General features: G+C 62.9%; 19 protein-coding genes, 1 tRNA gene and 1 rRNA gene. 3 read left to right on the top strand and 18 right to left on the bottom strand.

Features of this window, described 5'->3' with window-relative positions:
• The 4 genes from B9A11_RS16400 to glpD form a co-directional block, all read right to left on the bottom strand.
• Complete coding sequence (locus B9A11_RS16400) at positions 1 to 870, bottom strand: carbohydrate ABC transporter permease (RefSeq protein ID WP_058248976.1); 870 nt, start codon at positions 868 to 870, stop codon at positions 1 to 3.
• Between the two features lie 112 nt (positions 871 to 982).
• Positions 983 to 2,056, bottom strand: coding sequence for an ABC transporter ATP-binding protein (locus B9A11_RS16395; protein ID WP_058248977.1), 1,074 nt, complete (start codon positions 2,054 to 2,056; stop codon positions 983 to 985).
• Between the two features lie 9 nt (positions 2,057 to 2,065).
• Entirely contained in the window at positions 2,066 to 3,154 is a 1,089-nt protein-coding gene (locus B9A11_RS16390) for an ABC transporter ATP-binding protein (protein ID WP_058248978.1), read from the bottom strand.
• Positions 3,155 to 3,198: 44 nt separating this feature from the next.
• Positions 3,199 to 4,812: a glycerol-3-phosphate dehydrogenase gene (glpD, locus tag B9A11_RS16385; RefSeq protein ID WP_058248979.1), complete on the bottom strand. Its 1,614-nt coding sequence runs from the start codon at positions 4,810 to 4,812 to the stop codon at positions 3,199 to 3,201.
• Between the two features lie 248 nt (positions 4,813 to 5,060).
• On the opposite strand from glpD, the gene B9A11_RS16380 reads away from it, so the two are divergent.
• A complete protein-coding gene (locus B9A11_RS16380; protein ID WP_058248980.1) occupies positions 5,061 to 5,828 on the top strand; it encodes a DeoR/GlpR family DNA-binding transcription regulator in 768 nt (255 codons plus the stop codon).
• A gap of 164 nt (positions 5,829 to 5,992) precedes the next feature.
• On the opposite strand, the gene B9A11_RS16375 is transcribed toward B9A11_RS16380, so the two are convergent.
• The 12 genes from B9A11_RS16375 to B9A11_RS16320 form a co-directional block, all read right to left on the bottom strand.
• Complete coding sequence (locus B9A11_RS16375; protein ID WP_058248981.1) at positions 5,993 to 7,474, bottom strand: class I adenylate-forming enzyme family protein; 1,482 nt, start codon at positions 7,472 to 7,474, stop codon at positions 5,993 to 5,995.
• Positions 7,471 to 7,890 carry a PaaI family thioesterase gene (locus tag B9A11_RS16370; protein WP_058248982.1) on the bottom strand — a complete coding sequence of 140 codons (420 nt, stop codon included), beginning with the start codon at positions 7,888 to 7,890 and terminating at the stop codon, positions 7,471 to 7,473. Before B9A11_RS16370 ends, B9A11_RS16375 begins: the two co-directional genes overlap by 4 nt.
• Positions 7,887 to 8,996 (bottom strand): acyl-CoA dehydrogenase family protein, encoded by a 1,110-nt coding sequence (locus B9A11_RS16365; RefSeq protein ID WP_058248983.1) that lies wholly within the window; start codon positions 8,994 to 8,996, stop codon positions 7,887 to 7,889. Before B9A11_RS16365 ends, B9A11_RS16370 begins: the two co-directional genes overlap by 4 nt.
• 1 nt (position 8,997) lies before the next feature.
• Entirely contained in the window at positions 8,998 to 10,194 is a 1,197-nt protein-coding gene (locus tag B9A11_RS16360; protein ID WP_058248984.1) for an acyl-CoA dehydrogenase family protein, read from the bottom strand.
• Positions 10,195 to 10,205: 11 nt separating this feature from the next.
• Positions 10,206 to 11,381 carry an acetyl-CoA C-acyltransferase gene (locus tag B9A11_RS16355; protein WP_058248985.1) on the bottom strand — a complete coding sequence of 392 codons (1,176 nt, stop codon included), beginning with the start codon at positions 11,379 to 11,381 and terminating at the stop codon, positions 10,206 to 10,208.
• The gene (locus B9A11_RS16350) at positions 11,378 to 13,459 is read right to left on the bottom strand and encodes a 3-hydroxyacyl-CoA dehydrogenase NAD-binding domain-containing protein (RefSeq protein WP_058248986.1); all 2,082 of its coding nucleotides are present in this window, start codon (positions 13,457 to 13,459) and stop codon (positions 11,378 to 11,380) included. Before B9A11_RS16350 ends, B9A11_RS16355 begins: the two co-directional genes overlap by 4 nt.
• 21 nt (positions 13,460 to 13,480) lie before the next feature.
• Positions 13,481 to 14,290, bottom strand: a complete 810-nt coding sequence (locus B9A11_RS16345; protein ID WP_058248987.1) for an IclR family transcriptional regulator — start codon at positions 14,288 to 14,290, stop codon at positions 13,481 to 13,483.
• A 9-nt stretch (positions 14,291 to 14,299) separates the two neighbouring features.
• A complete protein-coding gene (locus B9A11_RS16340) occupies positions 14,300 to 15,637 on the bottom strand; it encodes a TRAP transporter large permease (protein WP_058248988.1) in 1,338 nt (445 codons plus the stop codon).
• A 1-nt stretch (position 15,638) separates the two neighbouring features.
• Complete coding sequence (locus B9A11_RS16335; RefSeq protein ID WP_058248989.1) at positions 15,639 to 16,142, bottom strand: TRAP transporter small permease; 504 nt, start codon at positions 16,140 to 16,142, stop codon at positions 15,639 to 15,641.
• A gap of 72 nt (positions 16,143 to 16,214) precedes the next feature.
• Positions 16,215 to 17,258 carry a C4-dicarboxylate TRAP transporter substrate-binding protein gene (locus B9A11_RS16330; protein ID WP_058248990.1) on the bottom strand — a complete coding sequence of 348 codons (1,044 nt, stop codon included), beginning with the start codon at positions 17,256 to 17,258 and terminating at the stop codon, positions 16,215 to 16,217.
• Between the two features lie 174 nt (positions 17,259 to 17,432).
• The gene (locus tag B9A11_RS16325; protein WP_186009223.1) at positions 17,433 to 19,064 is read right to left on the bottom strand and encodes a putative bifunctional diguanylate cyclase/phosphodiesterase; all 1,632 of its coding nucleotides are present in this window, start codon (positions 19,062 to 19,064) and stop codon (positions 17,433 to 17,435) included.
• Between the two features lie 94 nt (positions 19,065 to 19,158).
• Positions 19,159 to 19,569, bottom strand: coding sequence for a hypothetical protein (locus B9A11_RS16320; protein WP_143595909.1), 411 nt, complete (start codon positions 19,567 to 19,569; stop codon positions 19,159 to 19,161).
• 319 nt (positions 19,570 to 19,888) lie between these two features.
• Here B9A11_RS16320 and B9A11_RS16315 point away from each other — a divergent pair, with 319 nt between their 5' ends.
• Both B9A11_RS16315 and B9A11_RS16310 read left to right on the top strand, forming a co-directional pair.
• Complete coding sequence (locus tag B9A11_RS16315; protein ID WP_058248993.1) at positions 19,889 to 23,161, top strand: chemotaxis protein CheB; 3,273 nt, start codon at positions 19,889 to 19,891, stop codon at positions 23,159 to 23,161.
• A gap of 110 nt (positions 23,162 to 23,271) precedes the next feature.
• Complete coding sequence (locus B9A11_RS16310; RefSeq protein WP_058248994.1) at positions 23,272 to 23,832, top strand: hypothetical protein; 561 nt, start codon at positions 23,272 to 23,274, stop codon at positions 23,830 to 23,832.
• Between the two features lie 107 nt (positions 23,833 to 23,939).
• Here B9A11_RS16310 and B9A11_RS16305 read toward each other — a convergent pair.
• A tRNA-Met gene (locus B9A11_RS16305) sits at positions 23,940 to 24,016 on the bottom strand.
• Between the two features lie 62 nt (positions 24,017 to 24,078).
• Positions 24,079 to 24,193, bottom strand: a 5S ribosomal RNA gene (gene rrf / locus B9A11_RS16300).
• Positions 24,194 to 24,261: the final 68 nt, after the last annotated feature.

Here is a 24,261-nt window from a genome sequence, read left to right as displayed (position 1 = left end):
TCACATGCCCTTTTTGTCGAGGTTTACCATCACGGTGTAGAATACCCATGAAATCAACAGGATAACGAGGAAATACATCAGCGAGAACGCCGCCGCCGGACCCAGATCGAACTGCCCCAGCGCCATCTTGACGAGGTCGATGGACAGCAGCGTCGTGGCGTTGCCGGGGCCACCGCCGGTGACGACGAACGGCTCTGTGTAGATCATGAAACTGTCCATAAAGCGCAGCAGGATAGCGATCATCAGAACGCCCATCATCTTGGGCAGCTCGATAAAGCGGAACACCTTCCAGCGCGACGCCTGGTCAATCTTGGCCGCTTGGTAATAGGCGTCGGGGATCGACTTCAGCCCGGCAAAGGCCAAGAGCGCCACCAGCGACGTCCAGTGCCAGACGTCCATGACGATGATCGTCACCCAGGCGGCAAACACGTCTTGCGTATAGTTGTAATCGATGCCCAGCGCGTCGAGCGTATAGCCCAGCAGGCCAATGTCCACGCGGCCAAAGATCTGCCAGATCGTGCCCACCACGTTCCACGGGATCAGCAGCGGCAGGGACATCACCACAAGGCAAAAGGACGACCAAAACCCGGATTTGGGCATGTGCAGCGCCACGTAGATGCCCAGCGGAATTTCAATGGCAAGGATGATCGCCGAGAACATCAACTGCCGTTGCAGCGCGTTCCACATGCGTTCATCGCTCAGCATTTCTTCGAACCATTCAAGGCCCGCCCAAAAGAACTGGTTGTTCCCAAAGGTGTCCTGCACCGAATAGTTCACCACGGTCATCAGCGGGATCACCGCCGAAAAGGCCACGAGGATCAGCACCGGCAGCACAAGGAACCACGCCTTTTGATTGACTGTCTTTTCCATCACTTGTCCTCTGACTTGGCGGGTGCGCGCGTGGCGGCGTCATAGAGGCGATCCAACATGCGGATCTGCCATTCCATCTTTTGCTGAGGGGTCATGTCGGGTTTCGCCATCATCACGCTGCCCCCCGCACCAACCAATCATTGGCGTAGACATTGACGTGCGCCGCATCAAAGCTGACGCGGTTCATGTCGGCGCTGATGCGGTCGTCTTCGCCGGCGATGATGTTGATGTCCTGACCAAAGAACTCGGCGCGAATGATCTTGTGGCGGCCCACGTCTTCGACCCGGCGCACGCGCACCGGCAGACCTTCGGTCTGGGACAGGCGGGCGAACTCGGGGCGCACGCCGATCTCGACCTTGCCATCAAGCGGGCCGTACCCCTGGGCCAGGGTCAGCTCTGTGCCGTCGATATAGGCCCGGTTGCCGTCCACCTTGGCGGGAATGACGTTCATCCCCGGCGAGCCGATGAAATAGCCGACAAAGGTGTGCTCGGGGCGCTCGAACAGCTCTTCGGGGGTGCCGATCTGCACCACGCGGCCGTCGTACATCACCACCACCTTGTCGGCAAAGGTCAGCGCCTCGGTCTGGTCGTGCGTCACGTAGATCATGGTGTGGCCAAAGTCGTGGTGCAGCTTCTTCAGCTGGGTGCGCAGCTCCCACTTCATGTGGGGGTCGATCACCGTCAGGGGCTCATCGAACAACAGCGCGTTCACGTCCTTGCGCACCATGCCCCGCCCGAGGCTGATCTTTTGCTTTTGGTCCGCGCCCAGACCGCGCGCCTTGCGGTGCAGCATGTCCTCCATGCCGATCATACGGGCGATTTCCTGAACGCGCTCGGCCACGTAGGTCTCGTCCCGGCCCCGGTTGCGCAGCGGGAAGGCCAGGTTGTCGTGCACGGTCATCGTGTCGTAGACCACCGGGAACTGGAACACCTGCGCGATGTTGCGTTCCGCGGTGGGCGCGTGAGTCACATCCTTGCCGTCAAACAGGATACGCCCCTGCGACGGGTGCAGCAGCCCCGAAATGATATTGAGCAGCGTGGACTTGCCACAGCCCGAAGAGCCGAGCAGCGCATAGGCTTCGCCGTCGACCCAATCGTGGTTCAGCTCCTTGAGCGCAAAGTCATCCTCGCTGGCCGGGTTCGGCAGGTAGGAATGCGCAAGGTTATCCAGTGTAATCTTGGCCATGATCCCCCCTCAAGCCGCCAGCGCATAGGACGCGGGCGCCACCAGCGCGCCGTCCTCGGCAAAGATGTAGACATGGCGCGGGTCCAGATAGACCTTAAGCGCCTCACCGATCGCCAGATCATGCACGCCGTGGATCAGACCGACCCAGCGCTCGCCCTCGTGGTCGAGGTGCACAAAGGTTTCGGACCCGGTCAGCTCGGTCACGGTCAGCGTGGTGGTGAATTCCACCGCATCCGCCGCGTGTTTGCCGATCTCGACGTGGTTGGGGCGGAACCCTGCGGTGTAGCGCCCATCGGGCAGCGCCGCGAGCGCGCCGGTCGCAGGGGCGGATTGGCCCTTGCCGAACATGATCTTGGTGCCGGTTTTCGAGATCGGCAAAAAGTTCATCGGCGGATCGCTGAACACCCGCGCGGTCGTAGCATCCACCGGTTGGCGGTAGACCTCGGGGGTGGGGCCGAACTGGGTGACGCACCCGTCGTGCAGGGTGGCCACATTGCCCCCCAGCAGCAGCGCTTCTTCGGGCTCTGTGGTGGCGTAGACAAAGATCGAGCCGGATTTTTCAAAGATCTTGGGGATCTCGACCCGCAGCTCTTCGCGCAGCTTGTAATCGAGGTTCGCCAGCGGCTCGTCCAGCAGCACCAGCCCGGCGTTCTTGACCAAGGCCCGCGCCAGCGCGCAGCGCTGCTGTTGCCCGCCGGACAATTCCAGCGGTTTGCGATCCAGCATCGGCGTCAGCTGCATCAGCTCGGCGGTCTCGCGCACGCGGGCGTCGATTTCCTGCGCCGACACGCCCATCAGCTTCATCGGCGAGGCGATGTTGTCGTAGACCGTCATTGAGGGATAATTGATGAACTGCTGGTAGACCATCGCCACCTTGCGGTCCTGCACACGCATCCCCGTCACGTCCTGCCCCTGCCAGAACACCTGACCCGCATTGGGCACGTCCAGCCCGGCCATCAAGCGCATCAACGAGGTCTTCCCCGAAGACGTCGGCCCCAGCAGGACGTTCATCGTTCCCTTTTCCAGCACGAGGTCGGTCGGGTGGATATGCACCTGCCCGTCAACAACCTTCGAGACCGCTTTCAATTCAAGCGTCACCCGTGTTCCTCCCCTTTTCACCGCTGCGGCGCGGTGTCGTTCGTTCATTCCGCGGCCAGTGCCCCGCGGTGTGTTTCCATAAAGGCCGCCAGCTTGGCCACCTCGGCCTCTGTCAGGCGCAAGCCCAGCTTGCTGCGGCGCCATAGCACGTCGTCGGTTACCCGCGCGTATTCATGCGCCATGAGCCAGCGCACCTCTGCCTCGGTGAGAGTCGCGCCAAAGTCCTGACCCAGATCAGCCGCGCTCTGGGCATTGCCCAGAATCGCCGCCGCTTCGCTACCATAGGCCCGGACAAGGCGCAGCGCCCAGCGATCCGTCAGAAAACCGTACGTCTTTTTCAACTTGGCGGCGAGCGGGGCGACGCCGTTCACCGGGAAATCGCCGCCGGGCAGCGCCACACCCGCGGTCCAGGGCTCTGCGACATGGCCCAGCTGCTCGGCGATCTTTTCCAGCGCACTTTCCGCCAGACGGCGATAGGTGGTGATCTTGCCGCCAAAGACATTGAGGATCGGCGCGCCGTTGGCATCCACCTTGAGCGTATAGTCGCGCGTCGCCGCCGTGGCGCTGCTGGCGCCGTCGTCATACAGCGGGCGCACGCCGGAATAGGTCCAGACCACGTCATCCTTGGTCAGGCTCTGCGCAAAGTACTGGTTGGCGAAGTTCAGCAAATAGTCGCGCTCTTCCGGGGTGCATTCGGGCCGGACCGACGGGTCACTGTGCTCGGCGTCGGTGGTGCCGATCAGGGTGAAATCGGTCTCGTAGGGAATGGCAAAGATGATGCGCCCATCGGTGCCTTGGAAGAAATAGCACTTGTCGTGATCGTACAGCCGCTTGGTCACGATGTGCGAGCCGCGCACGAGGCGCACGCCTTCGGTCGAGTTGATCCGAACGGTGCCTTGGATGATCTCGCCGACCCAAGGGCCGCCCGCGTTCACCAGCATCCGCGCGCGGTGCGTGCGCCGCAGACCCGTTTCGCGATCCTCGGTCTGGATTTCCCAGATGTCGCCGACGCGGGCGGCGCTTTGCACCTTGGTGCGGGTCATGATGGTCGCGCCGCGCGCCTCGGCGTCGCGGGCGTTCAGCACCACCAGACGCGAATCCTCGACCCAGCAATCGGAGTATTCGTAAGCCTTTTCAAAGTGTTCCTGCAACGGCGCACCTTCGCGGGTGCCATTTAAGGACACCGTAGAGGTGGCTGGCAAAATCTTGCGCCCGCCCAGGTGGTCATACATGAACAGCCCCAGCCGGATCAGCCACGCGGGCCGCCGCCCCTTCATCCACGGCATAAAGACGCCCAGCAAACGCGAGGTCGGCGTATCGGAGTCAAACCGCATCGAGGCGTGATAAGGCAGCACGAAGCGCATGGGCCAGCTGATATGCGGCATGGCGCGCAGCAGGGTTTCACGCTCGATCAACGCTTCGCGCACGAGGCGGAATTCAAAGTATTCGAGATAGCGCAAACCGCCGTGGAACAGCTTGGTCGACGAAGAGGACGTGGCCCAGCCAAGGTCGTTCATCTCGGCCAGCGTTACGGACAGCCCGCGCCCCGCCGCGTCTCGGGCGATGCCGCATCCGTTGATGCCGCCGCCGATGACGAACAGATCGACAATGTCGGATGTCCCTGTCCCGGATGTCTGGTCCGGCGCTCCCGCGTTCATGCGCCCTCTCCCCTTGGCGTCTCAAGTTAGAGTGCAAACTGCCCATTAACGCGCATTTTCGCAAGCTCAATGTGTTCGATTTGGTTCGCTTTCTGGTATTGCTCTGAATTCAATAGATATTTTGTGACAAATTGTCGCTGAAACCGCGATGCTGCGGTGCAAAAAGCGACCATAAGACCATTGTTTTCTGTTCATTTTGTTCGGATTCGCGTAATCCGAACACAAGTGACCCAAAACGAATGCAGCCCATGTCCTTGAATTTTCGCCATACGGAGATCCTCGAAATTGCCCGCCGTGAGGGAAAGGTCGTGGTCGAGGATCTGGCCGCGCACTTTGGCGTGACGCTGCAAACGATCCGCCGCGACCTGACAGAGCTTGCAGATTCGGGCCAGCTGGACCGCGTGCACGGCGGCGCGGTGCTGCCCTCGGGGACCACCAACATCGGCTACGAGGAACGCCAGGTTCTATATCCAGAGGCCAAGACCGCCATCGCGCGGGCCTGCGCAGCGCGGATTCCGTCGGATATTTCGCTGTTCCTCAACCTTGGCACCAGCACAGAGGCGGTGGCCCATGAGCTGCTGCACCATCAGAACCTGATGGTGGTGACGAACAACGTGAACGTCGCCAATATCCTGCTGGCGAACCCATCCGCGCAGGTGATTGTCACCGGCGGGCAGTTGCGGCGGGCCGATGGCGGCTTGATCGGCAATCTGGCCGCCGACACGATCCGCAAGTTCAAGTTTGACCTCGCGGTGATTGGCTGCTCTGCGCTGGATCAGGACGGCGATTTGCTGGACTTTGACATTCAAGAGGTCGCCGTCAGTCAGACGATCCTTGATCACGCGCGGCGGGTGTTTCTCGTGGCGGACCACTCCAAGTTCTCGCGCAGCGCCCCGGCGCGGATCGCGTCACTGTCTCAGATCGACGAATTCTACACCGACGCGCCCCTGCCGCCCAAGCTGGCACGCGATTGCGAGGGATGGGGCACGCAGGTTTTCGTCGCGCAAGACAGCTGACGTTCCGGTCCGCCCAGCGCGCCCTTCCTCCTCTGCCTCAGCCCAGGCGCCTGCCCATGGCCAGCACCGGCAAGATCGACCGCCGCGCCTTGGCGGACGCTTAGGCCCAAAGCCCACTGTAGAGGCGCGGCGGGCCAAAGGCGGCCCACCTGCCTGCGGCGCGGTCAGCCCTGCACCAGATCAGCGAAATGCGTCAGCAGCCGGTGCTTGAGGATCTTGCCTGTGGCCGCAGCGGGCAGCGCATCGACGATGAACACATGGGTGGGCCGCTTGTAGCCGGTCAGCCGCTCGGCGGCGAAAGCCTTGAGATCGCTGGCGGAAACCACCCCCGGCGCGCGCGGCACCGCAAAGGCGAGGATGTCTTCATCGCCGTTCGCAGCGCGGCCTATCACCGCCGTCTGGACAATATCCGGGTGATCGTTCAGCGCCGCTTCGACCTCGGGCGGGTAGACGTTAAAGCCGCCCCGGATGATCAGCTCCTTGGCGCGCCCGACGATATGCAGGCGGCCCGCCTCGTCGATCCGCCCCAGATCGCCCGTCCGCAGCCAGCCGTCCTGCACCGTCTGCGCCGTCGCTTGCGGGTTGCGGAAATAGCCCAGCATCACATGCGGACCTTTCGTGAGGACTTCGCCCACATCCGCGTCCGCCCCAAGGCTATGATCCAGCGCCACCTCGACCCCCGGCAAGGGCGGGCCGACCGAGATGTCAGGATCGCCAATGGCGTTGCGGGTGCCGGACACGCCGGCGGTGCTTTCGGTCATGCCATAGCCGTTTTGCAGCGCGATGCCGTAAAACGCCTCGGCCTTGCGCTTCCACGCGGGATCAAGCGGCGCCGCCCCGGACGAGACATAGCGCAGCCGCGCGCCCTCCAGCCGGGAAATCCCGGTCTTTTCCGCGTGGGCCATCAGCAGCGCGTGCATCTGCGGCACGGCGGGCAGGACATTCGCACCGTTCACAAGCGCCTGGTACAGCTTGGCGGGATCAAAGCGCGTGACCAGCTCGACCATGGCCCCCACATGGGCCGAGGCCATCAGCATCGAGGCCACGCCAAACACATGGGTCAGCGGCAGCGCGCCGTAGACGTGGTCGGCCTCGGTCAGGGTGCGCAGATCGGCAGAGGCCTTGGCGGCGAACAGCAAGTTGCCGTGGCTCAGCATCACCCCCTTGGGATCGCCGGTGGTGCCGGTGGTATAAAGCAGGATCGCCGGGTCGCCGTCCACGCGTTCGGGATCGGGGCTGCCGACCTCGACCTGAAGCGTGCCAAAGGCGGTGGCGACCTCGGGGGCCGCTCCGGCGTGGGCCTGCGCCTCGCGCGAGATATGCCCGCAGTAAAAGGTGACGACCGGGGCAGCGTGGGCCTTGATCCGGGCGACCTCGGCGGCGGACATACGCGCGTTGATCGGCACGGCCCAAGCCCCAAGCCGCGAGCAGGCGTTAATCAACACCGGCAGCGCGAGGCAGTTTTCCGCGACGATCAAGACCCGTTCGCCGGGGGCTGCGCCGTAGCTTTCCAGCAGCGCCGCAGCCTCGGCCACAAGCGCCGCGTACTCGGCCCAAGTATACGTCGCCCCGTCGCAATCGCGGATCGCCGGACGGTCTGGCCGCTGGGCGGCGTTGCGGTCGATCAGCTCGTGAATGCGCGTCATGCGTCACCGCCCTTGGCCATGGAGGCCCGCTTGAACACCCCGGTGGCCGAGGCGATTTCCGTCCCGTCCTCAGCGCGCAACACGGCCTCCAGGAACAGGATCGAGCGCCCGCCGCCGGTCACCCGCCCCGTCGCCGTGACGCGCATCCCTGCCCGCGCCGGGGCCATGAACTGCGTCGTCATCGAGATCGTCAAAAAGGGCGTGCGCCCGCTGTCATCCACCGTCAGCGACGACGTCGCCCCCATGGCATTGTCGAGCAGCGTCGCCGCAATCCCGCCGTGCAGCACGTCGTGGCGGTTGGTGTGCGCGTCCGTCACATCAAGGATACAGCGCGCGCCCCCATCGGCGTGGCCGATCTCGATCACGTAGCCAAGGGTCCGCTGCGCGCCGGTTTCATTTTCGATACGTTCGATCATGCGGCGCTCTGGCTGAGGTGGATAAAGCGTTCCAGATGGGTGTCCGCATCGCCAAAGCGGTGATCGACCATGGACAGCCGCTTGGCGAAATGCCCCAGCGCGTATTCCATGGTCATGCCGATGCCGCCGTGCATCTGGATGGACTCTTCGACCACCTGCCGCGCCACGCGCCCGATCAGGTTCTTGGCCGCCGAGACATGCAGGTCGCGTTCCGGCGTGTCGAGGTTGCCGCAGAGGTTGATGACGGCAGAGCGCGCCTGTTCAATCTCGATCAGCACATCGGCCATGCGGTGCTGCAAAGCCTGAAACTTGCCGATGGGCTGGCCGAACTGGCGGCGCTGGCGCAGGTAATCGACGGTCAGATCCTTGATCGTCTCCATCAGGCCGAGCGCCTCGGCGCATTGTCCAGCGATGGCGCGGGCGTGGGCGGTCTCGATCAGCGCATAGGCCGCGCCCGCCTCGCCCAGCAGGGCATCCTCGGGCAGGGTCGCGTCCAGCGTCATCTCGGCGGCCCGCCCGCCGCCGTTCAGCGGGTAGTCGCGCAAGGTGACATGCTCATGCGGGACGAGGAACAGGCTGATGCCCTCCTTTGCGTCGGTCGCACCAGACGTCCGCGCGCTGACCACAAAGCCGTCAGCGGCCAAAGCGAACTGCACGATCGCCTTGTTGCCGGTCAGCGTCCACCCCTCGGCGGTCTTTTCCGCGCGGGTCGCCACATGGGCGAGGTCATAGCGCGCGCCCGGCTCGGCATGGGCGAAACCGACGATCTTGCCCGCCACGAGGTCTTGGGTCAGTTCGGGCCGCGTCTCGGCCAGCACGGTGCCGGACAGCAGCGCGCTGTCAATCAAGGGCGTGGGCAAGCCCGCGCGGCCCAGTTCCTCGGCCACGGTCATGATGTCAAAACCTTCGCCGCCAAAGCCGCCTTGGTCTTCGGTGAACATCGCCCCCGGCAGGCCCATCTCGGCGAGGCCGTCCCACAGCGCGTGGTCCAAGCCGGTGGCGCCATCGGTGGCGGCGGCGATTTTCTCGTGGTCGGTGCTGTCCGCCAGATAGCGGCGCAGGCCGTCCTGCAACATCTGGCGTTCTTCGGTCAGTTTGAATTGCATCTCAGAGCTCCAGAATGGCCTTGGAAATGATCGCGCGCTGCACCTCATTGGAGCCGCCGTAGATCGACAGTTTACGGTTGTTAAAATACGCCTGCGTGGCGGGCATCGCCTCGGCGGGGCCGACGGGGTCCACGTTTGTCCCCTCGTCCAGCAGTTCCGAGACAAAGGGCGCGGCATAGGGGCCGACCGCCTGTTTCGCCAGCGCGTTGATCTGCTGGCGGATGACGGTCCCCTTGACCTTGAGCATCGAGCTTTCGGCACCGGGGGCCTGACCGCTGGCGGCGGCGGCGATGGTGCGCAGGTTGGTGGTGGCCATGGCCATCAGGTCGATTTCCACCTGCGCCACCTTGGCGGCAAAGAACGGGTTCTGGATCAAGGGCTTGCCGTTGTGGCTCTGGCTGCCAGCGATGCGTTTCAGCGACGCCAGACCGGCGCGCGCAAAGCCCACCCCGGCGATATTGGTCCGCTCATGGGTCAGCAGATACTTGGCATAGGTCCAGCCCTTGTTCTCCTCGCCAACGAGGTTCGCGGCGGGCACGCGCACGTCCTTGAACCAAACCTCGTTGACCTCGGGTTCCCCGTCGATCAGCACGATGGGGCGGACCTCAATCCCTGGCGTTTTCATGTCGATCAACAGGAAGGAAATCCCCTCCTGCCGCTTGCCTTCCTTCGAGGTGCGCACAAGGCAAAAGATCCAGTCGGCGTGCTGGCCCAGCGTGGTCCATGTCTTTTGCCCGTTGACGATGTAGTCGTCGCCATCGCGCACCGCCGTGGTCTGGACGTTCGCCAGATCGGACCCCGCGCCGGGTTCGGAATAGCCCTGACACCACCAATCTTCGCCATTCAGGATGCGCGGCAGGTAATGCGCCTTTTGCGCGTCCGAGCCAAAGGCCATGAGCACCGGACCCAGCATCGCAACGCCAAAGGGCACGATGCGCGGGGCGTGCGCGGCGGTGGTCTCTTCCTCGAAGATATGGCGCTGCACGGCGTCCCAGCCGGTGCCGCCGTACTGGGTGGGCCAGTTCACCCCAAGCCAGCCGCGCGCGTTAAGGATGGCGTGCCACTCCTCGTAATCCGCTTTGGTCAGGCGCTTGCCGCCCGCGACCTTATCGGACAAGCGTTTGGGCAGGTTGTCGTTCAAAAAGGCGCGGACCTCGTCGCGGAACGCCTTTTGCTCTTCGGTGTAGCCGAGATTCATCGCAGCACTCCTTAGTGGTAAATTTCAAACAGACCGGCAGCGCCCTGGCCGCCGCCGACGCACATGGTCACAACGCCGAGGCGGGCCTTGCGGCGACGCCCTTCGAGCAGCAGGTGCCCGGTCATGCGCGCACCGGTCATGCCAAACGGATGCCCGATGGAAATCGAGCCGCCGTTCACGTTCAGTTTCGTATCGTCGATGCCAAGCCGGTCGCGGCAGTAGATGACTTGGCTGGCAAAGGCTTCGTTCAGCTCCCACAGGTCGATGTCGTCCACCGTGAGCCCGTGGCGTTCCAGCAGGCGCGGGATGGCAAAGACCGGGCCGATGCCCATCTCGTCCGGCGCGCAGCCCGCGACCGCAAAGCCGAGGTAGCGGCCCAGCGGCGCGATGCCTGCCTTAGCGGCGGCGTCCTCGTGCATCATCACAAGGCTCGCCGCCCCGTCTGACAGCTGCGAGGCATTGCCCGCCGTCACGAATTTGTCCTCGCCCATGACGGGTTTGAGGCCGGACAGGCTGTCGAGGCTCGTCCCCGGACGGTTGCATTCGTCCTGCGTCAGGGTCAGCGTTTGGTGCGAGACCTCGCCCGTCGCCTTGTCCTTGACCGCCTTTATGACCTCGATCGGCACGATTTCATCCGCGAACAGCCCCGCCTCCTGCGCGGCGGCGGTGCGGCGCTGAGACTCGACGGCCAAAGCATCCTGCGCCTCGCGCGTCACACCATAGCGCGCGGCGACCGTGTCGGCGGTGTCGATCATGGTCATATAGAGGTCGGGCTTGTGCGCCTCGATCCACGGCTCGCGGGCGTGGCGCGGCGTCGGCTGGTTCAGAGAGATGCTCTCGACGCCCCCCACCAGCACCGCGCGCGCCCCTTCGTTGATCGCTTGGCCGCCCATGGCGATGGCCTGCAAGCCACTGGCGCAAAAGCGGTTTACCGTGGTCCCGGCGACCGTGACAGGCAAGCCCGCGCGGATCACCGCTTGCCGTCCAAGGTTACCGCCGGTCACATGCTCGGGGTAGCCGGTGCCCCAGATGCTGTCCTCGATCAGGCTCGGGTCGACCTTCGCACGGTCCACCGCGTGGCGGGCGACATGGCCCGCGAGGGTCACACCGTGCGTGAGGTTGAACGCGCCGCGGGCGGCCTTACCAATGGCGGTGCGGGCGGTGGAAACGATGACGGCGCGGCTCATGACGTGGCCTCGTTCAGGTCCGAGAAAGTGCGCCCCTCGGCCACCAATTGCTCCAGCAGCGGCGCGGGTTGCCAGAAGTAGGGATCGTCCTTGGCCCAGCCTTGGATGTCCGCCAACAGCCCCGGCAGCCCCTCCGTGTCAGCCCAGAGCATCGGCCCACCGCGCCAACGCGGGAAACCGTAGCCGTATAGCAGCGTCACGTCGACGTCCAAGGGCCGCGCCGCGATGCCTTCGCCCACGACCTTGGCCGCCTCGTTCACCATGGCGGCCATGTAGCGGCGCTGGATCATCTCGGGGGTAAAGGCCTGCTGGGGGCGGCCCTCGCGTGCCGTTTCGATCAAGGGCATCACGGCCTCGTTCGGCGTGCCCTTGCGGCCCTCGTAGGTGTAATACCCCTGCCCGGTTTTCTGCCCTAGCCAGCCCTTGTGATACATCTCGTCGGCCCAGATCGGGACAATGTCGCGCGGATCGCGGGTCGCGGCCTTGCGGGCGCGCGTCATGAAGCCGATGTCCAGCCCGGCAAGGTCGCCCATTTCAAACGGCCCCATCGGCAGGCCAAAATCCTTGATCGCGGCGTCGATCTCCCACGGGGTGGCGCCCCCCAAGATCATCCGATCCGCCGCCCCGCGATAGGTCGCGAGGATGCGGTTGCCGATGAAGCCGTCGCAGACGCCAGCCTTGACGGCGGTCTTTTTCAGCCGCTTGGCCAGCGCAAAAGCCGTCGCGGTCACGTCCTTGGCGGTGGTTTCGGGGACCACGACTTCGAGCAGTTTCATCACATGCGCGGGCGAGAAGAAATGCAGACCGATCACGTCCTGCGGCCTGCTGGTCGCTGCTGCGATTTCGGTCACGTCCAGATAAGAGGTGTTGGTCGCAAGGATCGCGCCGGGTTTGAGCACCGCGTCGAGCTGGGTGAAGACCTCTTTCTTGACGCCCATGTCCTCAAAGACCGCTTCGATCACCAGATCCACGTCCGACAGCGCCGCATAGTCGGTGGCGGTGCTCAGGCCCGAAAGGGTGGCGGCGGCGTCCTTCAGCTTGCCGCGTTTAACGGCGGCGTCGAGGTTGCCTGTGATGGTGGCGCGGGCCTTGTCGGCGCTGGCCGCGTCGCGTTCGATCAAGGTCACCGGCAGGCCCGCCAGCAGGCAGGCGGTGGCGATGCCCGCGCCCATGGTGCCGCCGCCGATCACGCCAATCCTGTCCAAAGGCCGAGGGGAAATCCCCTGAAGTTCCGGCAGCTTGGACACTTTGCGATCGTTGAAGAACGCGTGGATCATGCCCGCCCGCTGCGGCGTCTGCATCAGGTCAAGGAACAGGCGGCGCTCTTCCTTGATGCCTTCCGCTAAGTCCATCCGGGTCGCCGCCTCGACCGCGTCGATGGCCACAAGCGGCGCGACCTGCCCCTTGGCTTTCTTGGCCCAGGCCGCGCGCGCCTCGGCAAAGGCGGCGGCGTCATGGGTAGGGCACGGCAAAGCGCCCGTGCGGCGCACCCCGGCCCCCTCGGCCAGCAGCTCGCCAGCATAGGCGATGCCAGCCTTGCGCGGGTCGCCCTCTGCCACGCGGTCGATCAAACCGATCTCCAAGGCGCGCGGCGCAGAAATCGGCGCGCCGCTGCACATCATCTCCAGCGCGGGGGCAACCCCCGTCAGGCGCGGCATCCGCTGCGAGCCGCCCGCGCCGGGGATAAGCCCCAGATGCACCTCGGGAAAGCCAAAACGCGCGCCCGTCACCGCAAGCCGGTAATGCGCGCCAAGCGCCACTTCGCAGCCGCCCCCCAGCGCCGGGCCATGCACCGCCGCGATCACGGGTTTCACAGCGGCTTCGATCCGGTCGCAAACGTCCGGCAAATGCGGCGCAACAGGCGGTTTGCCAAACTCGCGGATGTCCGCCCCGCCTAGGAACAGCGCGCCTTCACCCACGATCACCGCGATCCGCGCGTCATCCGCGTCAAAGCGGTCCATGGCCGCCCACAGCCCCTGCCGCACCGCCAGCCCCAGCGCATTTACCGGAGGATTGGCGACGGTGATCACGGCAATCTCGCCGTGGCGGTCATATCGGACGGGTTGGTCGTTGGGCATATCAGGCGTTCCGTTCAAAGGTCAGGTGTTCAGGGTCATAGAGGGCGGCTGGCCCATCTGGCGTTCAAGGTCCATGACCGCCGCGTTCAGGCGCGGGCCGACTTCGGCTTCCATGCGCTCCATGCTGAGGTCAGAGGGCATGGCCCCGGCGGTAAAGACCACCGGCTCGGCAAAATCGCGGGCGTTAAAGGGCTTGGACACGGCGTGGATGTCACTGGCAAAGTATTCGGACGGCGGAGTGATGGCGAAGCCGCGCGTGATCAGCTGATCCCACGCCTTGCGGCGGGCCTCGACCGCGCGCTCCATCGTCAGGCCGCGGTCGTTCAGCGCGTTGGCCACCGTCGTCTCGAACAGCTCTTCGGACATGGCGGCCAGCATGGTGTGCCCGCTGGACGTGCCGTTGAACGGCAGGCGATGCCCGGTTTCCAGCCACAGCGACGACACCCCGCGCGGCCGCCACGTGCGCAGGATGAGCAGCTTGGCGTTGTCGCGCACCAGCAGCAGCGCCAGCGTGCCGGTCTCATCCGCGAGGCGCTGCATGATCGGGCTGGCCACCTCGACAAAGCTGATCGAGGCCGACGCCACGTTCCCCAGCGCCAGCAGCGCAGGACCGGGCCGATAACGGTCGTGCCGCTTGGCGTGGGTCAGGTAGCCGAGCGAGCGCAGCGTAAAGGTCAACCGCGAGACGGTGCTTTTGGGCAGGCCCGTGCGCTCGGCGATCTCGGCGTTGCCCAGACCGTCGTCGCTGGCGCGAAAGGCGCGCAGCACCATCAGCCCCCGTGCAAGGGTGGTGGCAAAGCGGCGGTCTGTGGTGTCAGGAAGGGCGGTCATTGCTGGCTCTCACATTGAGTTCGGGATCAGCAACGACAGTATTGGAAAGGCCATGAGCAACACCAGCACCAGAATGTCGATGCTCAGGAACCGCAGAATGCCGGAAAAGATGCGGTCGATGGGAACGTCCTTGCCGACGACCGAGCCGATGACGAACACGTTCAGGCCGACAGGAGGCGTAATCAGGCCGATCTCCAGCAGCTTGATCACCACGACGCCGAACCAGATCAGGTCAAGGCCGTAGCCTTCGACCAGCGGCACCAGCAGAGGCAGGGTCAGGACCATGATCCCGATGGGATCGAGGAACATGCCAAGGATCAGGTAGATCGCGGCGATGGCCAGCATCAGCAGCACAACGTTCAGCTCGGCGGCTTGCACCGCGCCGACGATATCCCCCGCGACCCCGGTCAGCGCCACAAAGGCGACAAAGATCTTGGCCCCCGCGGCGATCACGAAAATCGAGGTCGTCTGCACAACCGTCTCGCGCAGCGCGTCGATCACGTCGCGCACGGACAGCATCCGCTGGGCAAAGCCGATCAGCAGCGCAGCCGAGACACAGACTGCGGCGGCTTCGGTCGCGGTAAAGATGCCGCCGTAGATGCCGCCGACGATGATGACGAACAGCAAGACCGCAGGCCAGGCTTGCAGCGCCGCCTCCAGCCGCTCGCGCCCGGTGATGGTGCCGGGATAGGCCGGGGCCGCCGCCGGGTCGCGCTTCACCCACAGCCAGATTACAAGGATAAAGCCCAAGAGCGAAATCAGCCCCGGGATGATCCCCGCCAAAAACAGCGAAGAGATCGAGGTCTCGGTAAAGATGCCATAGATGATGAACAGCACCGACGGCGGGATCAGGCTTCCCAGCGTGCCGCCCGCCGCAACAGAGGCGGTGGCGAGGCGCTTGTCATAGCCCATGCGCAACATCTCGGGCGAGCAGATGCGGCCCATGGTCGAGGCGCAGGCGATGCTGCTGCCGGTGATGGCGGAAAAGCCGCCGCAGCCGAACACGCTGGCCATGGCGACGCCACCGGGCACGGACGCCAGCCAGACGCGGGCGGCGTGGTAGATTTTCGTCGTGATCTCGGCCTTGTAGGCGATATGGCCCAGGGCGACGAACAGCGGGATCATCGACAGATCGTAGCTATGGATCAGGTCAAAGCTGTTCGAGAACACAAGGCTCGACGTCGGTCGCCACGCGCGGTCAGGGTTAAACGCCCCGGTGCGAAAGGCGAACATCACAAAGGTGCCGACCGCCGCAACGCCCGCCAGCGCAAAGGCGATGGGAACGCGGATGGCCAACAGGCCGATCAGCGCGGCAAAGGCCACGAGGCCCACGAGGGTTCCGTCCATGTCAGTGACCTCCGGTCGGTTGGGACAGGGGCTCGCCCCGGCGCAGCGTGGCAATATCGGTGACAACCATGCTCAGCAGCCGCAGCCAGCACACCGCCATTCCCACCAAAAAGATCACCCGTCCGGGCCATTTCGGCAGCATCAGCTCGCCAAAAAAGAAAGAGCCCTTTTCAATGGCCCCGATGGCTTCGCGGGCCCCCGCCCAGATCAGCGGCGACAGCGCAAACAAGCCAAAGACAGAGCCGAACACGATCAACCCATCCGAGACGCGGCGCGGCAGACGGTTGGCCACGAACTCGACCGCGATATGGGCGCGCTGCGCGGTGGTGGCGGCCAGCGGCAGCACCACGGCGGCGACCATCAGCTCGGCCACGATGACGGTGCTGTCAGGCAGCCCCGAATTGAACAGCGCGCGCAGCACCACGTTCAGCGTGATGACAAAGCCGAGGCCAAGCACAGCGCAAATAGAGAGGTCAACGAGCAAACGCTCGATCCGGCTCAGCATAAGAGCACCTACCTTGAGTTGGGCGAAAAAGAGGGGCCGGGCAACCCAAGGGATCGCCCGGTTTTCAAGCGCTTAGCGCGTCCAGGGATAGCCCTGTTCGTCACGCTCCTTGGCATATTTCGCCAAGAGCGCGGCGTAGTCGTCCAGCATCGCGGCACCGTCGAGGCCCACGGCATTGGCCCGCTCCACCCAAGTGTCGACATAAGGCTGACCGCCCTTGACCAGCGTTTCGCGGTCGGCGTCCGGAAGGGTGATGATCTCGACGCCGGCGGCCTTCATCGTCTCGATGGCGCGGTCGTTGTCGGCGGTGATCAGGCGGCCCAGCTCGTCCGCCATGCCTTCGCCCGCCGTCAGCAGCGCGGTCTGGTTGGCTTCGGACAGGCTGTCGAACATGTCCTTGTTCATCAGGATGCCCAAGGCGCCCACCTGCCCCCAGTTCAGCAGCGTATAGCTGTCGATCACCTCGTGCTGTTTCAGCGCCGCGGTGGCGTAGCTGTAGCCCTGCGAGCAGTCGAGCAAGCCCGAATCCAGCCCTTGGTAGGCGTCATAGACCGACATCGGCACCATGTTCGCGCCAAGATCCTTGAAGGTGTCGCCATAGGCCCCGACGCCGCGCACCTTTTTGCCTTCGATGTCCGCAACCGACCGGATCGCGCCGCCCTTGCAGCCGATATGCACCGCCGAAGTGGTGAAGGTGCCGATGTAGACAAGGTTCATATCCGCGAGGTTCGCCTGGATGCTGGCGTTGGTGCGCATCAACTCGTCCGTCGCCTTCATCCCGACCCAGGCGTCGTCGTTCTGAAGCGGCAGGTCCGCGATGCCATAGGCGACCATCTCTTGCGGGAAATAAACCGAGATGACGGTGCCCAGATCGGCCACACCGTCGGCGATGCCGTTCAGCGCGGCCCCAGCCTTGAACAGGGCACCGCCCCATTGGATATCGAATTGCAGATCGCCACCGGACAGATCGGTGGCCTGCTCGGTAAACCAGCTGAGCGCATTGGCGCGGGCGCCGCGATTGGGCCCCGCCTCTCCGAGGATCAGCGTGGTTTCCGCACTTGCCAGCGTTGCAGGTGCCATGAGCGTCGCCAGAGCGGCGGCCTTAATCAGTTTCATGTTTCCTCCCTTAATTCCATTATGCGGAATTATATTTTACATATTGGTTTGAGTCGGAACGGATGGCAAACGATTTTTTGTAGCAAACCACGAGCGGGCCAGCGCGGATTGCGGCGCGACTATATTTTTCAGGAGGTTACAGGATGATTTTCAGGGGCTTTTTGGCAGGCAAGCCTAGGCCCACAGATGCGGCCGCTGCCCCACATGGCGCGTCAGAACGTCGGCAAACGGCGCGGGTTGGCCAAAAAGATAGCCCTGGGCGCAATCGGCCCCAAGATCGGAAATGACATCAAGGGTTTCCGCGTCTTCGACGCCTTCGACGACGCTTTCGATGCCAAGCGCGCGACACAGCCCCAGCAGCCCCGTGACGATCCCGCGAGAGCGCGCAGACACGTTGATGTCCATGATGAACGATCGGTCAATCTTGATCTGTGAGACCGGAATTTCCTTGAGCAGCGACATCGACGAGAACCCGGTGCCAAAATCGTCCAGCGCGATCCCGAACCCATGGGCGTGAAACCGCTCGATGACCTGACCTTCGAGCATATCCGGCGCCAGCGCGACCGTTTCGGTCAGCTCGATCAGGAACTGCTGCGGCCGCAGACCAAAGGTATCAAGACAGTCCAGCGTCCGGTCCAGACGCTCGGGATCGGAAAAGCTCGCCGCCGAAAAGTTGACATGGTAGCGAAACCCCTCGGGCAACTCAGACCGATAGCGGGCGTGCAGCGCGCAGACCGCCTGCAAGATCGTATGGTCGATGGTGCCGATCAGCTTGAGCCGTTCGGCGAGCGGAATGAAGTTCATCGGGGTCAGAATGGTGCCATCGGGTTTTATCCAGCGGCACAGCGCCTCGACCCCGATCATCTGGCCGGTAACAAGGTCAATCACCGGCTGAAAATAGGGGACGAACTCTTGATTGTTGATGGCGTCAACCAGCGCCTGCTGCATGGCGTGCCCTTCGACCGCCGGACGCAGACCCTCTGCCGCCTCCTCGCCGCGCTTGTCCTGAAACATCGCAAGGTCGGCAAAGTCGATCAGCGCGGTCAGGTTGCAGCCATTGTCGGGATAGCGGGCATAGCCAACGCTGACCGAAGGCATGATCTGGTCTTTGCCTATGGTGATGGGCGCAGAGACTTCGCGTTTGACCGCCTCGGCGATTTGCGCGAGTTCGCCGGGATAGCTCAGGTCTTGGCACAGGATGACGAATTCGTCGCCGCCGTAGCGGGACACGATGCAATCCAGCGGCACAGCATCGACGATGGCCGTGGCAACGCGCGACAGCACCCGATCCCCAACACCATGGCCGAAGGTGTCGTTGATCCGCTTGAAATCATTGAGATCCAGCACCAGAATTCCCACCTGCGAAGCAAGCGCGGCACTGGCGGCGATGGCGTCCTTGGCCGCTTCTTCGAGATAGCGGCGGTTGAACAGCCCGGTCAGCGGATCGACATAAGCAGACATCACAAGGGTGTCTCGCTCGGCGGTGAAATCCGGCCGCGGCAGGCAAAACAGGAAATACGTCCGGCTTTGATCCTGGTGGTTGATGGCGTAGCCAATCATGCGAAAGCCCGTCCTTCCGCCCGCCTCGTTGACCAGCCACACGTCCCACGCCGCGTTCCCCGTCTTGGCGATGCGCGCCTTTGTGGCATGCCAGTCGTCAATGCCGAAAATCTGTGACGGCCCGCTTTGCTCCTGCGCGGGTATCCCCCCCAAGAGACGCTGCAATCCGCTGCTGATTTCCAACACCTCCCCCTGCGCCGAGAGCACCGCAAAGCACGCGTCATTGCCTGCGTGCGCGCGGGTCACAGAGGCCGCTGCTTCGTTGTCCCGCGGAACGACGTCACCGTGGGTTTGCATATGGGCAGGCGTTGACCCGCAACCGTAAAACCGCCCCATCACCTCACCCGTTCAGCGAAGATTGGGTAGAGAGATTTGGCAGAAACCCTGCCTCTGCGATCAATCGGTCAGACAATATCTTCTGAACCGATCCAACCACGTGTAAAACGCTGATGACCGCAGACTGCATACCCGCAAGGGCCTTTTGCGCAATCACCCGAACCCCGAGAAGGCTCAGATCCATTTGCCTAAAATGGATCTCATCGATCGCGGCAACCGAATGGGCGGGGTAGATCGGCAAATGCGCCTGCATCGTTTCAACCACCTCAGGGCGAAAGGCCAGATGCAGCGGATAGGCGGGGGTAAAGCGCGTGCTGAATTGCATGCGCTCCAGCTTGGCGTCGATCCGATCGACAAACCAGTCCCCGCTGTCCAAGTCGCGCTTGAGTTTGATTGTCAGCTTCAGGTCCGTCATACAATCCGCCACAGCTTGACCGACAAGCGCAACAAAAGCCGGGCTGTCGACATGATCGAAGCGCCCAGGCATCCCGGCCGCCAGCCAAATAAATTCACACTTCCTTAGCATTGTCTGATAACTTGTTTAACGATTGATTAACGGGACAACTTTTGCGCCCAGAAAACAAAGCGTCGCCACCTGGGCGGTAGTCTATGATTCACAAGCGCATTCGTCTTAGTTTTGAATTGGGTCTTACAAAGCACGCTTTAAACAATGATCGCGTCAAGCTAAGGTCCGCCACACTAAATTACCCTTTGGTGCGAGTGGGAGCACGCGGATGGCCAGTTCCGATAAAATGAACCGCAACGATAATCGCTCGGTCAAGAATATCGTGGGCGTGGTCGCCTCGGCGGGTGGGCTGGAGGCGACCAGCCTTTTGGCGCGCAGCCTGCCGCAGAACCAGAACTGTTGCTATGTCATTACCCAGCACATGTCCCCGACACATAAGAGCATGTTGGTCCAGCTGCTGAGCCGCGAGACCAAGCTGCGCGTAGAAGAACTGGAACAACGCACCTTTCCAGAACCCAACGTGATCTATGTCCCGCCTCCGGGCTATGACGTGATCTGTGCCGAAGGTGCGTTCCTGCTGCGCGAACCGGCGGGTCACTATGCCTCGCCCAAGCCGTCGGGGGATCGCCTGCTGATCAGCCTTGCCGAGGAAATCGGCGAGCGCGCCATCGGCATCGTCCTGTCCGGCACCGGCAGCGACGGCAGCTACGGCATTCAGGCGATCCGCGAGGCCGGGGGCATCACCATTGCCCAGGAACCATCAAGCTGCAAATACGATTCGATGCCGCACGCCGCCATACGGACCGGGTGCATTGATCTGGTGTTGATGCCGCAGCAAATTGGCGCGCATCTGTCGCATATCATGGAGCATCCTCGCGACCTGTCGATGATCAAGGAATTGGCCGAACGCGGCAGCAAGAACCGAGACCTCTTTGACATTCTGCTGTCACATACGCTGGTGGATTTCCGCCAGTACAAGGACACCACCATTCACCGGCGGATCGAACGCCGCATGGTCGCCAAGGGCATCGACGACTTTGACGATTACGTCGATTTGTGCCGCCGCTCGGTCGAAGAGGTCGAGGCGCTGTATGGCGATCTGCTGATCTCGGTCACGCGGTTCTTTCGCGACCCCGAACAGTTCGAGGCGCTGGGCGTCGAGCTGAAACGGCTGATTACCAACCGCAAGACCGACGCGCCCGTGCGGATCTGGGTCGCGGGCTGCGCCACCGGCGAAGAGGCCTATACCATCGGAATCCTTGCCGCCGAAGCGATGGGCGGGCTGGACGAGGTGGACCCCGACGCGATCCAGATCTTTGCCACCGACATCGATGAAGCGGCGCTGAACCGCGGGCGCAAAGGCGTCTTCCCGCTCTCGGCCGTCAACGACATTCCGTCGGCCTATGTCGAAAAGTACTTTGACATCAACGACGACTCGCTGATCGTCAAACAAAAGCTGCGGCGCTTTGTGATGTTCTCGCGGCACAACGTGTTTCAGGACGCGCCCTTTATCAACGTCGATCTGGTCAGCCTGCGCAACGTGCTGATCTACTTTAATTCCCGGCTGCAAGAACGTGTTCTGACGCGGGCCGCCTATGCCCTTGTGCCTAATGGTCTGTTGATGCTGGGCACCTCGGAAACGCTGGGCGCCGTCGACATGCAGTTCACCCAGACCGTTTCGCACGCCCGGATATACCGCAAGGAAATCCGGCAGGGTTCAACTCAGATGCCCGTGGGCGCAAAGGACCGCTGGCCCACTGCAAGCGCGCGCCTCGCCGAGGGCCAAACCTTTAGCCCCAGCACGCTGCGCAGCAATAACGAATGGCGCTACTTTGACCGACTTGCGGAAAGCATCGTGACGAACGGCGTGCTGGTCAACCGCGAACGGGTGATCTTGCGCGTGTATGGCGACATCGCGCCGTTCTGCGCGCTGACGGCCGTTTCCTTGGGGCAAGCCTCTCTGACCATGCTCCGCAAGCCTCTGGCGTCCGACGCCGCCAGCCTGTCGTTGGTGGCCCTGAAATACGGCGAGGCCCGCGACGGGCAGTGGCATGACCTTTCAGGTGGCCCCGAGGGCCAGCAGGCACGAATCTCTGCCTATCCTCTGACGTCGGTGGGCGAAGAAACCACCGAGGACTTGGTGCTCTTGGGGTTCAAGACCGGCCTCCGACAGGAGCCCGCGTCCGCCGACGAAGAAAAAAGCGATTACGTCGCTTATCTCGAAGACGAGCTGACCCGCACCCGCGACGCGCTTCAGGTGACGATCGAACAGTTGCAGACCTCGAACGAGGAACTGCAAGCGCTGAACGAGGAACTGCAATCCTCGAACGAAGAGCTGCAGTCCACCAACGAAGAGCTCGAAACCTCTAACGAAGAGCTTCAGTCCACCAACGAAGAGCTGATCACCGTCAACGAGGAATTGCTGGTCAACTCGGGTCAGTTGGAACGCACCAGCGCCGAGGTCATGGGCCTGATCGACAGTATGCCCGCGCCGACCGTGATGGTCGATCAGGGCTTGATGCTGCGCTATGCCTCCAAGACCGCGATGACCATGTTCTCGCTGTCCGAACGGGGCACCGGCTTTGGCCACCTGTCGCAGGTCAATATGCCTTATGGGATGCCCGATCTGGTCAGCCTGTGTTCCACAGCGCTGGTCCAGCGCAAGCCGGTCACCACCCTGTTCCGCGACTCAAGTCTGCAATCGCACCAACTGCGGATCATGCCGATCTCTGGGAACTCCGACGCGCTGGTCGGGCTGGTGCTGCAATTCGACCTGGTCTCTGAAATGGCCGGTGACAGGCAAATCAACGAAAAGCTGCGGGCCCTGTCCGACTATGCCGTCTGGCGCACCAACCTGACCACCGGCCAGTCCGAGACCTCGCAAAAGCTAAGCGAAATCCTCGGGCGTGAGGGCCCTGAGACCAACATCAGCATGGACGACGCCTTTGCCCGCATCGACGAAAAGGACCGCGCCCGCATCAAAGAGATCCTCAGCCAAGCCGCCGAGGACCTGTCGGCTTTTGAATACTACGTGCGCATCCCGCGCGGGCCGCAGGGCAAAGGCGATATCATCGTCGCCCATGTGATCGGCGAAGCGGTGCAGGACCCGGAAACCAACGATATCATCCTGTTTGGCCTGCTCAAGAATGCCTCGGAAGAGTGGAACCGCAACCTGTTGATCCGGCATTATAATATCGTCGCCCGCGCGCGCGGCATCGGCTTTTATTCCTACGATATCGCCAATGATCTGCCGTATTGGAGCCCGTCCCTCTACGAGGTGCTGGGCTATCCCGCTGACCAGCCGCCCACCATCGAGATGGGGCTGGCCGTCTTTGATGCGCCGACCCGCGAACGGGTCGAAGCCCTTTTGGGTGCGGCGATCCAAGCGGGCAAGCCCTATGACTACGAAGAGGTCATGACGCGCCCCAACGGGACAAAGGCGCGCGTGCATGGCGCGGGCCATCTGGCCAAGAATGACGCTGGCGAAGTCACCCACGTCTTTGGGTCTTTCGAGATTCTCGAAGAGCTTGGCAGCGAGTAACGCAACCGTGGGCGAACGCTGCCAAACTTTCGCCCAACACGTAACTATTTTTTAACTTCGATTTTCTACCTGTAGTTTAAGTAACGATATATCTTTTTCCGAGGCTACAGATGTCCGAAATCACCGTCGATCAGCAAGAAATGTCACTTGGCCTGACGCTGCGCCGCGACCTTGAAAGCGGCGAGTGGTTTGTGGATCTGATCGAAACGCGCACGCCGGCGCTGCGCAATGCCACCCATTTTTCGCAACGATTGCGCATTCACGAAGTCTTTGCCGCCGAGTTTCTTGACCTCTTGTTGTCCTATCTGCCGGAAACATTGGAACAACGGGTGATGAGCGTTTCTGGCACGGTTCTCGAAATGAAAGGGTTTGTGGCGCAGGGGTTGCGCGTACTGGCGCAGAATGCGCGCGCCGATGCGCAGATCGTCTTGGTCCGCATCAAAAAGATCATCGGCCGCACTTACACTTTTCTGCTTCCGCAGCACCGTCCTGACGTCGCGCCGTTTATGTGCGCGGATCTGCGACTTGTGGACGCGCGGCACGGACAGGGCGTGAGTGCGAGCGAAATTGATGCGAAAACGACAGCCGGTTCGGTGGCATTCACCGACAATAGTGTGGTCAGCGCGGACCGCGCCATCTGCGGAACGCACCACGAAACGACCATCCCCTAGGCCAAAGCGGGGATTCACCCGTTTTTTCGCCGCGCGCTCGGCGATGCTCACAAAAGCAAAGCCCGCCTTTGGGGCGGGCTTGGTTTTGAACGGCTGTTCGCTAGATCTGGTTGCGGGAGTAGGATTTGAACCTACGACCTTCAGGTTATGAGCCTGACGAGCTACCGGGCTGCTCCATCCCGCGGGAGTTTTGTGTCCTGATCGGTGTTTTGATCGTGATAGAGATAATAATTTGGTATTTACTAGGTTTGGCGGTGACCTACTCTCCCACGTCTTAAGACGCAGTACCATCGGCGCTACGGCACTTAACGGCCGGGTTCGGAATGGGACCGGGTGTTTTGCTCGCGCTATGACCACCAAACCAAGGAAATACCAGATCGCTGCGCGATCTGCATTTTCTTGGTTTGGTGGGTGGCGGCAGGGTATTTT

Origin of the sequence: Tropicibacter naphthalenivorans (genome assembly GCF_900176475.1) — a bacterium.
In the GTDB taxonomy this organism is placed as follows: domain Bacteria; phylum Pseudomonadota; class Alphaproteobacteria; order Rhodobacterales; family Rhodobacteraceae; genus Tropicibacter; species Tropicibacter naphthalenivorans.
The sequence above is the reverse complement of the archived record's forward strand: the minus strand, read 5'-3'. Positions and strand labels throughout refer to the sequence as shown.